Source organism: Acidovorax radicis, from assembly GCF_020510705.1.
Lineage (GTDB): Bacteria > Pseudomonadota > Gammaproteobacteria > Burkholderiales > Burkholderiaceae_C > Acidovorax > Acidovorax radicis_A.
This window is the reverse complement of the sequence record NZ_CP075184.1, coordinates 4,775,753-4,790,766: the sequence shown is the minus strand read 5'-3', so window position 1 is coordinate 4,790,766 and position 15,014 is coordinate 4,775,753. Positions and strand designations below refer to the sequence as shown.

General features: G+C 64.0%; 13 protein-coding genes. 4 read left to right on the top strand and 9 right to left on the bottom strand.

Annotated elements, in window-relative coordinates:
• Positions 1–5: 5 nt before the first annotated feature.
• From KI609_RS21985 to sucC, 4 genes are all read right to left on the bottom strand, one after another.
• Complete coding sequence (locus KI609_RS21985; RefSeq protein ID WP_226445646.1) at positions 6–2,678, bottom strand: CHASE2 domain-containing serine/threonine-protein kinase; 2,673 nt, start codon at positions 2,676–2,678, stop codon at positions 6–8.
• Positions 2,679–2,887: 209 nt separating this feature from the next.
• Positions 2,888–3,574 (bottom strand): TerC family protein, encoded by a 687-nt coding sequence (locus KI609_RS21980; protein ID WP_226445645.1) that lies wholly within the window; start codon positions 3,572–3,574, stop codon positions 2,888–2,890.
• Between the two features lie 147 nt (positions 3,575–3,721).
• Complete coding sequence (gene sucD, locus KI609_RS21975) at positions 3,722–4,618, bottom strand: succinate--CoA ligase subunit alpha (RefSeq protein ID WP_226445644.1); 897 nt, start codon at positions 4,616–4,618, stop codon at positions 3,722–3,724.
• Positions 4,619–4,633: 15 nt separating this feature from the next.
• Positions 4,634–5,794, bottom strand: coding sequence for an ADP-forming succinate--CoA ligase subunit beta (gene sucC / locus KI609_RS21970; protein ID WP_226445643.1), 1,161 nt, complete (start codon positions 5,792–5,794; stop codon positions 4,634–4,636).
• A 205-nt stretch (positions 5,795–5,999) separates the two neighbouring features.
• Here sucC and argC point away from each other — a divergent pair, with 205 nt between their 5' ends.
• Complete coding sequence (gene argC, locus KI609_RS21965) at positions 6,000–6,932, top strand: N-acetyl-gamma-glutamyl-phosphate reductase (RefSeq protein WP_226445642.1); 933 nt, start codon at positions 6,000–6,002, stop codon at positions 6,930–6,932.
• A 111-nt stretch (positions 6,933–7,043) separates the two neighbouring features.
• Positions 7,044–8,093 carry an OmpA family protein gene (locus tag KI609_RS21960; RefSeq protein WP_226445641.1) on the top strand — a complete coding sequence of 350 codons (1,050 nt, stop codon included), beginning with the start codon at positions 7,044–7,046 and terminating at the stop codon, positions 8,091–8,093.
• A 137-nt stretch (positions 8,094–8,230) separates the two neighbouring features.
• Here the strand turns inward: KI609_RS21960 and recX are convergent, their stop codons facing one another.
• Together recX and recA are read right to left on the bottom strand one after the other, a co-directional pair.
• Positions 8,231–8,689, bottom strand: coding sequence for a recombination regulator RecX (gene recX / locus KI609_RS21955; RefSeq protein ID WP_226445640.1), 459 nt, complete (start codon positions 8,687–8,689; stop codon positions 8,231–8,233).
• Between the two features lie 120 nt (positions 8,690–8,809).
• Positions 8,810–9,934, bottom strand: a complete 1,125-nt coding sequence (gene recA / locus KI609_RS21950; RefSeq protein WP_226445639.1) for a recombinase RecA — start codon at positions 9,932–9,934, stop codon at positions 8,810–8,812.
• 233 nt (positions 9,935–10,167) lie between these two features.
• On the opposite strand from recA, the gene KI609_RS21945 reads away from it, so the two are divergent.
• On the top strand, positions 10,168–10,674 hold the full coding sequence (locus KI609_RS21945) for a MarR family winged helix-turn-helix transcriptional regulator (protein ID WP_226445638.1): 507 nt from the start codon (positions 10,168–10,170) through the stop codon (positions 10,672–10,674).
• An 87-nt stretch (positions 10,675–10,761) separates the two neighbouring features.
• Here KI609_RS21945 and KI609_RS21940 read toward each other — a convergent pair whose 3' ends face one another.
• Both KI609_RS21940 and KI609_RS21935 read right to left on the bottom strand, forming a co-directional pair.
• Entirely contained in the window at positions 10,762–11,127 is a 366-nt protein-coding gene (locus KI609_RS21940) for a DUF4148 domain-containing protein (RefSeq protein WP_226445637.1), read from the bottom strand.
• 148 nt (positions 11,128–11,275) lie between these two features.
• Complete coding sequence (locus tag KI609_RS21935) at positions 11,276–12,964, bottom strand: adenylate/guanylate cyclase domain-containing protein (RefSeq protein ID WP_226445636.1); 1,689 nt, start codon at positions 12,962–12,964, stop codon at positions 11,276–11,278.
• Positions 12,965–13,193: 229 nt separating this feature from the next.
• Here KI609_RS21935 and KI609_RS21930 point away from each other — a divergent pair, with 229 nt between their 5' ends.
• Entirely contained in the window at positions 13,194–13,910 is a 717-nt protein-coding gene (locus KI609_RS21930; protein ID WP_226445635.1) for a Crp/Fnr family transcriptional regulator, read from the top strand.
• A gap of 118 nt (positions 13,911–14,028) precedes the next feature.
• Here KI609_RS21930 and KI609_RS21925 read toward each other — a convergent pair whose 3' ends face one another.
• Complete coding sequence (locus tag KI609_RS21925) at positions 14,029–15,009, bottom strand: LysR substrate-binding domain-containing protein (RefSeq protein ID WP_226445634.1); 981 nt, start codon at positions 15,007–15,009, stop codon at positions 14,029–14,031.
• Positions 15,010–15,014 lie beyond the last annotated feature (5 nt).

Below are 15,014 nucleotides of genomic sequence, written 5' to 3'. Positions count from 1 at the left end.
GAGCGTCATTGGGCGCCTGAAATCGGCAGGGCTGCCGCACCCCTCAAGACGGGGGGCTCCATCACGGTTTCCTGAAAATCCACCATCTCATGCCCAGATGCATCGCGGTGCGCATCATAGACGACTGCTTCGGCGGTGGGCATCTCCTTTTGTGCCGCACTTGGTCCGGCGGCGGCCTGCCGCAGAGCGGCTGCAAACTCAAGCCCGGTCTGGTAACGCGCTTCGGGCTTCTTTTGCAGTGCCATGGCAACGGTCTGTGCGACGTCCGAAGAGAGCTCAGGGCGCATCTGGCGAATGTCCGGGGCTTCGACGCTGGTAATCTTGTGCATCAGCTCCGTCAGGGACTCACCGCGCAGCGGCAGGGAACCCGTGAGCAACTGAAATACGGTGACTCCCAGCGAATACAGATCAGAACGGCCATCAATCTTTTTGCCAGCCAGCTGTTCGGGGGACATGAAACTGGGGGTTCCCAGAACGAGCCCTGTTCGTGTTCTGCTGGAGTCGGTGATACGCGCAATGCCGAAGTCCGTCACCTTCACTGCGTCTGTGGCCGCATCGAACATGATGTTGGCGGGTTTGATATCGCGGTGCACGACATGGTGGGCATGCGCATAGTCCAGCGCATCGGCGACCCGTGCAGCAATCGAGAGCACGGTGGAGACGGGCAGCAGCGCGTGGTGGCTGCATGCATGGGTCAGATCACTGCCTTTGAGAAACTCCATGGCAATGTAGGCAAGGTTGCGCTCTTCGCCCGCATCAAAAATCGTCACGATGTGGGGGTGTTGCAAGCGTCCGGCAGATTCGGCCTCCCGAAAAAAGCGGGCGCGGGCGTCGATCAGTGCATCGCCTTCGAATTCTTGTCCCAGGGCGAGTGTCTTGATGGCAACGACACGCCCGATCTTGGGATCACGCCCCAGGTACACGACGCCCATGGCGCCTTTGCCGATCTCCCGGTCAAGCTGGTAGCGTCCAAGCATGGACGGTTTCAGTGCATCGCCCGCCGCAAGCTGGGGGCCTACTTCGACGGGGGGCTGCGTCGAAATGGGTGGTGTGCTGCTGGCCGTATCTGCCGTCTGCGCATTTGCCCGTGCGCGCGTGTACCGGCTTCGCGCATCCTTGTAGTGACGGTTGTGCCGCAGGATATGTTCATAAACAACCTTGGCTTTGGCAAACTTGCGCTTGCGTTCGAAATCTTCTGCCAAGTGGTACAGGTTGTCGAGAAGCGCATCGCTTGGGGGAACTTTGCGCAGGCGTTCAAAGGCTCTCTCCAGATGGCCTTGCCCCTGCAGTGCAAGCCCCATCATCCGGTCAGCTTCTGCTGCGTCGGCCGGAGAGTGCGCTGCGCGACGGCCTTTGTACTGAAGCAGGGCGACAACTATCACCCCCGCCACCAGCGCGACCATGGCCAATACCAGCGGCACCCAGATTCCTGCGAAGCGAAGCAGGCTGGTTTCAAGGCCGACAAGGACAAGCAGCAGCACCGAACCAGCCGCCAGGCTGCGCAGGGCCGAGGTGCCAACTGCCATCAGTGCAATCAAGAACAGCACTGCCGCCACCGCCACCCCGCACGCAGCGCTGGCCCAAGCGGGTGCGCGCACGCCCAGGCCCTGGCGCAAGGAGGACACAGTTTGTGCGAGGAGCTCGATGGGGTACGCAGCCACGCCATTGCGCTGCGCCCAAGGCACCGCGAGAGCGCCAGAGCTTGCGCCCACGAGCACAATTTTGTCCTTGAAGGTGCCGGGAGGTGTCTTCCCCTCCAGCACGCTGACAAAGGATGAGGCCGGGAAGGCCGGCGAACCATCGGGCAATGTCTGAGCGCGGGGGCGCATGACGGCAGCGCTGTTGGTGGGGATGCTCAACCCGCCCACCAGCAGGCCTGGAGGCGACGTTTGAATGCGCAGGTCACTCGGGCCCAGATGCAGGCTATGTTGCGCGGCCAGCAATGAAAGGGCGGGTACGCCGGCGTTGTCGTACTGCAGCAGCAATGGAATCTGGCGCACCTGTCCGTCCATATCTGCGTCGGCGTACAGATGCCCTACCCCGGCGGCCACGGCTCCAAATGCGGCCACTGGATGTTGCGCTGATTGGACCTGTGTTGCATAGGAGCCAGGGTTTGGCAGCGTGCTACGAACCGCATAGGCCGGTAGCGCAGTGGGTGTGCCGGTATCGGCATACCGTGATGCCAGAAGCACGTTGCCTGCCTTTTGGATAGCGCTGGCAAGGCGGGCATCGGTATCCAGTGCCGCGTCGGCCTCTGATGCGATAAGGCTGACTTCGGCTGCCAATGGGGATTCGTCCGAGGCGGTTGCCAGGGTCTGTCGGATCCTGCGCACGTAGGCCAGGCCTGTGTTGTCGTGCGCGGTAGTGAGGTCGGGGGTGTAGACAATGGTCTTAGCCCCAGCGGCGGCGAGGCGGTCGATCAGGCGCGCATGGATGTCGTTCGACCATGGTCCCTCGCCCAAGGCCGCTAGGCTCGCCTCGTCAATGCCAACAATGGCAATCTCTGCAAGGGGTGCAGGGCTGGAGACGCTGTTCGCTGCGTCATACAGTGCGTATTCCAGCCGTTGGGAGACACCCGTGGCGGCGCACATCACGGCTGCCACCACTGCGATCAATGCACTCAAAAAGCCGTCGGTACGCCACACATTGAGCCGCCGCGCCGAGGTTCTTCTTCCCACTTGCTGTTGTTCCACTTCGTATTGAGTGGTCCTTAAAGCAATTTATGCGCCCAGGGCGCAAAGCGCCTGACGCAGGGTCATCACGGAGTGCTAAGGGCGAATTTGTGACAGTTTGTGTCGGGTTGTGGCCTCATACACAGCGGCTTTGGGTCGGTATTGTTGCCATTTTTGTCACACCGAAGCGGACCTCGGTGTGACATCTGTCGGCTTCAGGTCGCGGACTCGTTCTGCGGCTTGGGGCGCCACAGTTTGCCGACCCCGACTACCAGTGCTGCGCCCAAGGCCGCAGCGACATAGTGGAGGGCTGGATGGGTCACTGCGTAGTCATGCAAGATGGCATCGCTGGCGATGGTTTCGCCGCCCACCCAGCCGATCAGTGCCGCGCCCAGCACGATGATGACGGGAAACCGGTCCATCAACTTGATCATGAGCGTGCTGCCGAAGATAACCAGCGGGATACTGATGGCCAAACCCAGCACCAGCAAGATCACGTTCCCGTGTGCGGCGGCGGCGACTGCAATCACGTTGTCCAGGCTCATCACCAGATCGGCAATCAGGATGGTGCGCACCGCTGCCATCAGGCTGCCATACGTCTTGCTTTCACCCTCGGATTCTTCATCGCCGCTGAGCAGCTGATAGCCGATCCACAGCAGCAGGCAGCCGCCCACGATTTGCAGAAAGGACAACTCCAGCAGCTTGGCCGCTACGACGGTCAGTAGGATACGCAGGACCACGGCAGCGCCAGAGCCCCAGAAGACGGCTTTTCTTTGTTGATGGGGGGGGAGTGATCGGGCTGCGAGGGCGATGACCACCGCGTTGTCACCCGAAAGAATGATGTTGATCCAGACTATCTTCACCAAGCCGATCCAGAAATCAGCACTTTGCACAAACTCCATGACGCAACTCCATTGTTATGAATGCAAGAAGCGCCCGGAACCAGGGTTCCGCGCGCTTCATTTTTTATCGGAGCCACCAGTCTAGCGGGATGGCCCGCTCGACGCGTCCGTAATTGTGCTTACGGACCCGGCTGATTGACGGCTGATTTACTTCAGCTGGGCTTTGAGCAATTTGCCCAGTTCCGAGGGGTTGCGCGTGATGATGAAGCCCGACTCTTCCATGATGGCCAGCTTGGCATCCGCAGTGTCGGCTCCGCCAGAGATCAGCGCGCCGGCATGGCCCATGCGCTTGCCGGGAGGTGCGGTCACGCCGGCGATGAAACCAACGATAGGCTTCTTCATGTTGGCCTTGCACCACAGAGCGGCTTCGGCTTCATCGGGACCGCCGATCTCGCCAATCATGATGACGGCATCGGTGTCGGGGTCGTCGTTGAAAGCGCGCATCACGTCGATGTGCTTCAAGCCATTGATCGGGTCGCCGCCAATGCCCACAGCGGTGGACTGGCCCAGACCCACTTCGGTCAACATGGCCACGGCTTCGTACGTCAGCGTGCCCGAGCGGGACACCACGCCGATGCGGCCCTTGCGGTGGATGTGGCCAGGCATGATGCCGATCTTGATTTCATCGGGCGTGATGATGCCGGGGCAGTTGGGGCCCAGCAGCAAGGTCTTCTTGCCACCAGCGGCTTCCTTGGCCTTCATCTTGTTGCGCACTTCGAGCATGTCGCGCACTGGGATGCCTTCGGTGATGCAAATCGCCATGTCCAGGTCGGCTTCAACGGCTTCCCAGATCGCGGCAGCGGCGCCTGCAGGCGGCACGTAGATCACCGACACGGTCGCACCGGTCTGCGATGCGGCTTCCTTGACGGAGGCGTAGATCGGGATGTTGAAGATCGACTCGCCAGCCTTCTTGGGGTTCACGCCTGCCACGAAGGCGTTCTTGCCGTTCGCGTATTCCTGGCACTTTTCGGTGTGGAACTGGCCCGTCTTGCCCGTGATGCCCTGGGTGATGACCTTGGTGTCTTTGTTGATGTAGATCGACATGTGTGTTCTCCGGGCTTACTTGACGGCAGCAACGATCTTGGTCGCAGCTTCGGCCATGGTGTCTGCGGCAATGATGGGCAGGCCAGACTCGGCCAGCAGTTTCTTGCCCAGCTCTTCGTTGGTGCCCTTCATGCGCACGACCAGTGGCACGGACAGGTTCACGGCCTTGCAGGCGGTGATCACGCCGGTGGCGATGGTGTCGCACTTCATGATGCCGCCGAAGATGTTGACCAGAATGCCCTTGACGTTCTTGTTGCCGAGCATGATCTTGAAGGCTTCGGTGACCTTCTCGGCCGTGGCGCCGCCGCCAACGTCCAGAAAGTTGGCCGGCTCGCCGCCAAACAGCTTGATGGTGTCCATGGTGGCCATGGCCAAGCCAGCGCCGTTCACCAGGCAGCCAATGTTGCCGTCCAGGCTGATGTAGGCCAGGTCGAACTTGGAGGCTTCGACTTCGGCGGGGTCTTCTTCGTCCAGATCGCGGAAGGCCACGATTTCTGGGTGGCGGAACAGCGCGTTGGGGTCAAAGTTGAATTTGGCGTCCAGCGCCATCAGGTTGCCCTTGGAGTCGCAGTTCAGTGGGTTGATTTCCACCAGCGACGCGTCGGTTTCCATGTAGCACTTGTAGATCTTGGCGAAGATGTCTACGGCCTGGTCGATGGAAGCGCCGGTCAGGCCAATGGCTGAGGCCACTTTCTTGCTTTGCTCGGCGGTGATGCCGGTCAGCGGGTCGATCATCTCGGTGACGATCTTCTCGGGCGTGGAGTGGGCCACTTCCTCGATGTCCATACCGCCTTCGCTCGAAGCGATCAGAGCCACCTTTTGCGTCGCGCGGTCGGTGACCAGCGATACATACAGCTCGTTCTTGATGTCGGCGCCGTCTTCGATGTACAGGCGGCGAACCTTCTGGCCTTCGGGGCCGGTCTGGTGCGTCTTGAGTTGCATGCCCAGGATTTCGCTCGAAATGCGCTTGACGTCTTCAATGGTCTTGGCAACCTTCACGCCGCCGCCCTTGCCACGGCCACCGGCGTGGATCTGGGCCTTGACGACCCACACAGGGCCGCCGAGTTTCTGGGCTGCTTCGACGGCTTCTTGCACCGTGAACGCGGGAATGCCACGCGGAACGGGCACACCAAAATTGCGCAAGATTTCCTTGCCTTGGTATTCGTGAATCTTCATGAGGTCTCTCTCAGGGAAGGGTGGTATTTACCCGTTTACCATGAACAGTTGTCTGGCCGCGGGCTTGGGACATGGCAGCCTCGGAATGTATCATGCTGCAATGCACCATGCTGGTGTCAAGCTGACGGCCCCCTGCCGCGATGCCGCCACCAAGTTCATCATTCCCCCATCGGCAGACGTTGCCGCCTTCTTGCAGGAGCACCCCATGTCCAAAATCTTTATCGATGGCGAAGCCGGTACCACGGGCCTGCAGATCCGCGAACGGCTGCAAGCCATGCCGCAGATCGAACTGGTCAGCATTGCGCCCGGACTGCGCAAGGACCCCGCCGCCAAGCGCGATCTGATCGCCGGGGTGGACCTGGTCGTGCTGTGCCTGCATGACGACGCTGCCCGCGACACCGTGGCCATGGTGGACGGTATCGAGCAGGCCATCGGCCGCAAGATCAAGATCATTGACGCGAGCACCGCCCACCGCACGGCGCCCGGCTGGGTGTTCGGTTTTCCAGAGCTGGCGGTAGGGCAGTCGGCTGCCGTGGCCGCCGCCACGCGTGTGGCCAACCCCGGCTGTTATGCCACGGGCGCTATCGCGTTGCTGCGCCCCTTGGTTGATGCGGGCCTGATCCCCGCCGATTTTCCATTGGCACTGCCCTCCGTCAGCGGTTACTCGGGCGGCGGGCGCGCCATGATCGAGGCCTACCAGAAGGGTGAAGCGCCGCTGTTCGAGCTGTATGCGCTCGGTCTGGCGCACAAGCACTTGCCTGAAATCATGCACTACACCGGCATCACGCGCCGGCCCATCTTCGTGCCCGCCGTGGGCAACTTCGAACAAGGCATGCTGGTGCAGTTGCCTGTGCACCTCGACACCCTGCCCGGCGCCCCCAAGGCCAGCGACCTGCACGACGCGCTGGCCGCGCACTACGCCAAGAGCAACACGCCCGAGCAGTGGGTGAGCGTGTTGCCCGCCACGGCCGACGGCAAGCTTGACGCCCTGGCACTCAACAACACCAACAAGCTGGAGTTGCGTGTGTTCGCCAACGAAACCTACCGCCACGCGGTGCTGGTGGCACGCCTCGATAACCTGGGCAAGGGCGCCAGCGGCGCCGCAGTGCAAAACTTGAAGCTCATGCTGGGCCTGTGATTTTCTGCACGGTCCGCTGCGGGCGACCTGTCCTTTAGGGACGTCGTCAGCGGGTCCATCCGTCCATAATCGCGCCAGCCCGGGCCCTTGCCCGGCACCGAAAGGCGTGGCATGAAGAACATGGCATTTCCCGGGCGGGTGGCTGCAGCGGCGTTGCTGGCCTCCCTGGCAGCCCCCGCAGGGGCTGATACGCGCGTACCGACACAAGATATCAAGGGGCTGACAGATCCCGCCGGCTTGAAGCGCTACGCGGGCGCGGTGCTGCTGTACCGCGATGACGCCGCCTACGACGAAGTGCGGTTTCCTGCGGCCAAGGTCGTCAGCCAGAGCGACGACAAGCTGGTGGCCCCCCGCAACCTGGAGCGTGCTGGCCAGCGCACGGCGCTGCAGTACGTGGCACCCGCCGGGCGGTCTTCGCTGGAGGTGCTGCGCGGATACCAGCAAGAGCTCAAAACCGCCGGGTTCGAGACCGCCTACGAATGCGCGGGCGACGCCTGTGGAGGCTCCAACATCTTTACCTACAGCCTGCCGCGTTCGCTGCTGCCTGCGGGATGGGCGGGCAAGGTGGGCGACAACAGCCCTGCGGCCTGCGCTGCCGGCGGCACCGCAAGTGACCTGCGTTATGCGCTGTTGGACAACAAGACCACGGGTGCAATCCTGGCGGTGCTGACCTGGAACCCCGACATCACCTCAGCCTATTGCGACGAGAAAGAGTTTCAGAAACACACCACCATCACCGTGGTGCGCGTGGAGCCCAAGGCACGCGAGCAGCAGATGGAAACCCTGTCTTCCAGCGAGATTGCCAAGGGGCTCGACGCCAACGGCAAGGTCGCCATCTACGGCATTCTTTTTGACACCGGCAAGACCGACATCAAGGCACAGAGCAAGGCTTCACTCGATCAGATCGGCGGTTTGCTCAAGCAGCAAGCGGGCCTCAAGCTCCATGTGGTGGGGCATACCGACAACGTGGGCAACTTGCCCGCCAACCTCGACCTGAGCCGGCGCCGCGCCGATGCTGTAGCAGCCGCATTGGCCAAGGACTACGGCATTGCCCGCGACCGCCTGACCGCCAACGGCGTGGCCAGCCTGGCGCCAGTGGCCTCCAATGGCAGCGATGCGGGCCGGGCGAAGAACCGGCGTGTCGAGCTGGTTTTGCAGTAGCAACAGCAACAGCCCTTAACGGTTGGCCGGTTGGCCATTGGTTTGCCGTTTGCTATCTATTGAATAGCTGCTAGCGTTTGGTGGGTAAGCGCTAAGGCCCCAAAAGACTTGAACTCTTACGGCCAGCGCACGGCTTGTCAGGCGTCGTCGTCATTCACCGCGCTGCGCAGCACGCGCCGCACCACATCGCCCGAGAACCCCCGCGTGAGCAGAAAACGGGTCTGCTTCGCGTTCTCTTGGGGGGTTTGTGGTGGTGCCGTGAACTTGCGTGCCCACACGCCTCGGGCGCGGTCTAGCTCACTGGCCTGCAGCTGCGCCACGGCGTCCTGAATGGCCTCGCCAGCCAGGCCCTTGGCCTGCAGTTCCTGGCGGATGCGCGCTGCCCCCATGCAGCTGGCGCGGCGGTGGAGCACAGATTCCAGCACACGGGTTTCGTTGATGAAGTCCTTGGCCTGCAGTTCATCCAGCAGGGCCGCCAGATCGTCGCCGTCCTGCACATGGGCCGCCAGCTTGGTCATCAGCTCGGCGCGCGAATGTTCGCGTTGGCTGAGCAGCCGCAGCGCGCGGCCTTTGAGTGAAAGGGTGTCAAAGCCCATGGGATTGCAGCGCGGGCACGAAAGCTATGAAATCGATAGCTACTAGCGCTTTATGGATAGGCGCTAGATGCCCATTTCATTCATATTCTTGCAGTGCCTCATCGCGCTTTGGCCTGTGGGTTACTTGTCTTCCTTGTCCGCTTTTTCCGCTTTCTCGGCCTTTTCTGCCTTGCCCGGTTTGGCGGCAGGGGCGGCCCCGGCCAGCGGTGGCAGCAGGGCAATGTTCAGGCTCTCGCGCACCTTGTTCTCGATCTCGTGCGCCAGGTCGGGGTTTTCGCGCAGGAACTCGCGCGCGTTGTCGCGGCCCTGGCCGATCTTTTCGCCGTTGTAGGCATACCAGGCGCCAGCCTTCTCGACGATCTTGGCGTTCACGCCCATGTCGATGATTTCGCCTTCGCGGCTGATGCCCTCGCCGAACAGGATGTCGAACTCGGCGGTCTTGAAGGGGGGGCTCACCTTGTTCTTGACCACCTTCACCTTGGTTTCGTTGCCGATGGCTTCGTCGCCCTTCTTGATGGTGCCGGTGCGGCGAATGTCCAGGCGCACCGAGGCGTAGAACTTGAGCGCATTGCCGCCGGTCGTCGTTTCAGGGCTGCCGAACATCACGCCGATCTTCATGCGGATCTGGTTGATGAAGATGACCATGCAGTTGGTCTTCTTGATGGTCGAGGTCAGCTTGCGCAGCGCCTGGCTCATCAGGCGGGCCTGCAGGCCGGGCAGGCTGTCGCCCATTTCGCCTTCGATTTCGGCCTTGGGCGTGAGGGCCGCGACCGAGTCGATGACGATCAGGTCCACGGCGCCCGATCGCACCAGGCTGTCCACGATTTCAAGCGCCTGCTCGCCAGTGTCGGGCTGGCTGATCAGCAGGTCGGACAGCTGCACACCCAGCTTCTGGGCGTATTGCACATCGAGGGCGTGTTCGGCATCGACGAAGGCGCAGGTGCCGCCCTGCTTTTGCATCTCGGCAATCACTTGCAAGGTCAGCGTGGTCTTGCCCGACGATTCCGGGCCGTAGATCTCGACCACACGGCCGCGGGGCAGGCCGCCCACGCCCAGCGCGATATCGAGGCCCAGCGAGCCGGTGGAGACGACCTGGATGTCCTCGATCACCTCGCCTTCACCCAGGCGCATGATCGTGCCCTTGCCAAACTGCTTCTCGATCTGGGCGAGCGCGGCGGCCAGGGCCTTGGCCTTTTCGGTGTTCACGGGCAATGCGGGGTTGGTGCCTTTGACTGCGACGTCCATGAGTAACTCCTGAGTAAAACGATAAGGGGTGGCCTGCCAGCGGGTCAAAATTAAACTGTTATTAACAACAGTGCTGGTTGCTTGACCAGTAATGTAGAGGCACCCATGCGTCGAGTAAACTATTTTTTAGTCAGTTTGCCTGACGTTATGCGCACCCTCGCCGCACCGTTTTCCGGGGCCCCAGATTCCAGGCGTGTGGGTGTTCTTTTCTGCCCTTCGCCAAGGCCATTTGCATGAAGACCAGCCTTCCCATCGCCCTCGCCACGCCGGACGACGCATGGCGCCAGACTCACCTGGGCCGCTTGCTGGGCCACGCGATGCGGCGTTTTGATGCCCGTGTCTTGCAGCTCATGGCGCGCAATGTGGATGTACCCCTGGCGCTCTCCAACCTGGCGGCGCGTGATCAGGTCGGGGCGGCGCACATCCACCTGACGCGGCACCTGGCGCTGGGCGGAGACCGGCTCACCGACCTGGCGCAACGGGCGGGCATGACCAAGCAATCCATGGCGCAGTTGGTGGATCAGTGTGAGGCGTGGGGGTTGGTCACCCGCGAGGCGGACCCCCGCGATGCACGCGCGCGCCGTGTGTGTTTCACACAGACCGGTCTGGCGTGGCTACAGGGATTTCGGGAGGCCGTGACGCAGGCCGAAGCGGAGTTTCGCGCCGAGGTGGGCGACGAAGTGGCCACCGTGGTGGCCATTGGGCTGGAGGCCTATGCAGGCGGTAACGATGGTGCCTGAGATCGTGAACACGCTTTGAGGGCCTGACGGGCTCCGCGTCGGCCACTGGCCGAGGGCGCTCATCATGGGCCGTGCGGTCTCTTCGCTTCAGTTGGCCGTGTTGACGGCACGTGCACCGGCCAGGGTGCTGGTGTCGCCACCGAGGCGGCGCACTTCTGCCTGGAACTCAGCGCCACTGCGTGCGCGTTGGTACTGGGCCAGGCGTGCCGCGTAGTCGGAGTTGGTGTCCGCATAGCCTTCGCCCGTGTTCATGCCGCTCAGGCCAGCACGGTTCCACAGGTTCAGGTCGGCTTGCACTTCAGCGCGACTCAGGCTCGGGCCTTGGGCCACCAGCTCGGGGCCCACCCATTCTTCGGTCAAAGGGCGGGCGGTGGCGGCAGAGGCAGCGCCTGCAAAAGTGGCAGCAGCCACAGCGGCGATGGTGAACAGGGTTTTGGTAGATGTCTTGGTCATGGCAGTACTTCCTTGGGAGTGATTCCTGCAGTGCGAGATTGCGTTCTGCATGGGGGGAAGTTTGTGCTTTTGACGACCGCGCGTATGTGCCAAAACGCACAGGTTTTGCCATGTCGATAGGGCCCGCACCGCGCGCTCCGCCCGTGCGTCAGGCCGATGCCCGCGGCTCCGCTGCCTTGAGCGACTTGCCCCACAACCGTGACGGCTGCTTCACGTGCAGCACTTGCAAAGGCACTGAGCGCCCCCGCACCTGCACCTGCTCCGGGGCGCCCAGCACATCGGCCACGCCGGCCAGCCGCGCCGCCTGCAGCGACATCACCAGCCGGGCGCCGACCACTTTGGAGTGGTCTTGCAGGCGGCTGGCGGTGTTGACCACTTCGCCCACGGCGGTGAAGGTGGTGGTGTCTTCATACCCCACGCGGCCCAGTGCCACGCGGCCGGCGTGCAGGCCCATGCCAAAGTCCAGCGCCAGGCCAAACTGGGCGTCGAGGGTCTTGCTCCACGCGTCCATCCGCTGCTCGATCAGCACGGCGGCCTGCACGGCCTGCTGGCACGCGGTGGCCAGATCGGTATCGAGGCCAAAAATCGCCATCACGCTGTCGCCAATGAACTGGTTGGCCATGCCACCGCTGTCTTGCACCGCAGCGCCCACCTGGCCGAAATATTGGTCCAGCATCCAGGCCAGGTCAAACGGCCACTGGCGCTCTGCAATCCCCGACCAGCGCCGCAAATCCACAAACAAAATGGCCACCTGCCGTTCTTCGCCCAGGCGAGCGGACGGCAACGCCTGGCTGGGCTGAAACAGCGGCGTGACGCGAAGGTCGCCTTGCGGGCGCAGCTGGCACGCCAGCCGCACGCCGGGCGGTGCCTGCACGCGCAGCAGCGTGGCCCGCTCATCGGGGCCGGGCGCCGGCAAATGGACGGCCGGCCCGTCAACCCGCACGCGGCAGGTGGAGCACCGCGCCCGCCCGCCACACAGCGACAGGTGCGCAATGCCTTGCGCGCGGCTCGCCTCCAGCACGGTGAAACCCCGTGGCACCTGCACGGCGCGGTCGGGGTAATGCAGGGTGATGTGGCCGCCGCCGCCGCGCTGTTGCCGCCACGTATGCCAGGCCCAGCGCGAGGCCAGCAGTGCGAGCAGGGCGGCGGCCCAGCCCCAGCGCAGCCAGTCCGTCAGGCGGCTGGCATCGGCCGCTGCCTGGGCCGTGCGCCCGGACGGCGGGGTGGGCCATGCCTGCAGATGCGATGCCAGTTCGCGTGCCATCGACAACAGCCCCAGTGCGGCCAGCACGGGCAGCAGCACCGCGCCTGTCAACAACACCGGTTGCCAGCGCTGCCAGCCGGGCCGCATGCGCAGGGCCATGTGCAGGCCCAGGCAGCCGTGCGTCCAGGCCATCACCAACAGCAGCATTTGCGGCACCAGGTTCTCGGGCCGGGCCAGGGCGCGGGCCATGTGTTCGTAGGAGGGCGCTGCGCCCATCGTCTCGAACGCCCAGCGGGTGCCCACAAAATGGCCCACCAGCAGCAACGGCACGCACAGGCCCAGGGCCAGCCTGAGCGCTTCCACCCACGGCATGCGCAGGCGGCGCCGCTGCCACACCGCCGCACAGGCCAGCACCACATGGGTCAATGCGGCGCCATACAGCAGCGCCGTGCCGGGCAGCGAATGCCAGAGGGCGCTCACGCCGCCGCGCAGCGTATTGGCCAGGTCCAGCGACACCAGGCCGCTGGCGTGGTTGCCCAGGTGCTGCGCCACATAACACCACAGCACCAGGCCGCTGCCCCACCGCGCCGAGCGGGGGGTGGGCCAGGGAGGGCGTGTGGCGGTGCGGGTCATGAAGGCTTGGCCATGTTGGCGGGAAAGGTGGTGTGGATGGTCAGACGCTCCGCTTCACCGCGCAGCCATCTCGCTGCGTCGCTGCAGGGTGGCCTGGCTTGGTGTCGTGGTGTCTGCCGTGGCGTCAACGGGGGGCACTGGCGGCGTTGTCCGCAGGCGCGGCCGCTTGTGAGCATAATCCGCCCTCTTTGCAGCCCACCTTGGGCGTGCCAGCCCTGCATTTGGTTCCATGAATACTTCCACGTCCCCTCGCTCCAGCCTGGCATTGCGCCGCATTGCCCTGTTGGACGGGCTGGGGGACGAGTGCCTGGCCCGCGTGGCGGCCGAATGCGACTGGCGCCAGGTGGAGGCGCGCACGCCGCTCTTCACGCGCGCGTCGCCCGGGGGCGAGGTGTATTTTCTGTGTTCGGGGCGTGCCCGCATCACCACCTATTCGACCCAGGGGCGCGAGGTGACCTTCCGCGATTGCGAGGCGGGCGAGCATTTTGGTGACCTCTCGGCCATTGATGGCCAACCCCGCTCGGCCGATGTGGTGGCGCTGGAACCCTCGTTGCTGGCCGTGCTCTCGGCCCCCGCCTTCATCGCCATGCTGGCGCGTGAGCCCGCAGTGGCCATGCGCATGATGCGCAACCTCACGGCGCTGGTGCGCCGCCTGACCGAGCGTGTGATCGACCTGAGCACGCTGGGCGTGCAAACCCGGCTGCACGCCGAGCTGCTGCGCCTGGCGCACACCGCAGGCGTTCAGGGCGACAACACCGCCCGCCTTGACCCGGCCCCGGCCCATGCGGTGCTGGCCAGCAAGATCAGCACCAACCGCGAGCAGGTGACCCGCGAGATCAGCGTGCTGACCAAACGGGGCCTGCTGCGCAAAGAGGGCCCGCATGTGCTGGTGGTGGCCGACGTTGCCGGGCTGGCCAGTCTGGTGGCGCAGGTGCGCGGCGACTGAGCGGCGGCAGCGTGGCACGGGGGGAACCACCTCCGCCTGAGGCACCATCAGATACCTGTTGCTTCTTTATTGATAGCTTTTAGCGCTTTGTGGATAAGCGCTACAGGCCATTTTGGCTCTAAGAATTGCCAGGGGCCACAACGGCGGCCGGGTCCGCCGCACCACTGCCGTCTGCCGGCAGCGCTGCCTGCCCGGCACCTTGCAGCAGCCATTGCCGAAAACACTGCAGCGCGTGCAACTGCGTGCGCCCTTCGGGGTAACAAAACCAATAGCCCACGTCGCTCTGGTAGCCGCCGCGCAGCGGGGCGTCGGCCAGTGGCTCGCGCACCAGTCCGGCGGTGATTTCGTCCTGCACCAGACAGCGCGGCACCAGGGCCAGGCCCATGCCCGCCATCACGGCGCGGATCATGGTCTGGAACTGGTCGAACTGCGGCCCGCCCAGCGGGTCGATCAGCCCCACCACGTTGTGGGTTTCGCTCCAGCGCAGCCAGGCCTCGGGCACGGTCACATGGCGCAGCAAGGTCTGCCTGGCCACATCGCGCGGCGTGTGAAGGGGCCAGTCGGCCACCTTGGTGCGCGGGGCGATGAGCGCTACGTCGTTGCCAGTGATGTAGTGCGCATGGGCGCCGGGCCAGTGGCCGTCGCCGAACAGGATGGCGCAGTCCAGCTCGGGCCGGGTGAAGTCGTAGCTGTGCACATAGGGCACAAAGTGCAGCGTGATTTGCGGGTGTAGCTGCTGGAACTGCGGCAGGCGCGGGATGAGCCACTTGGCCGCAAACGTGGGCAGGCTGGACAGGTGCAGCGCGCCGCCGCCGTCGTCGCTGGTGATCAGCTCCAGCGTGGCGGCCTCCAGCTGCGCCAGCACGCCGCGCACGGCCTTCTCATAGCGTTCGCCCGCCGGGGTCAGCGCCAGGCGTTTGCGACTGCGCTCGAACAGCGGCACGCCCACCCAGGTTTCCAGCTCCTTGATTTGTTTGCTGACCGCACTTTGCGTGAGGTGCAGGGCCTCGGCCGCGCGCGAGATCCCCCCAAACCGGGTGACGGTGGAAAACGCCCGCAGCAGGTGCAGGGGCGGAGAGAGCCGGCGCAAGGAGGACATGCTAA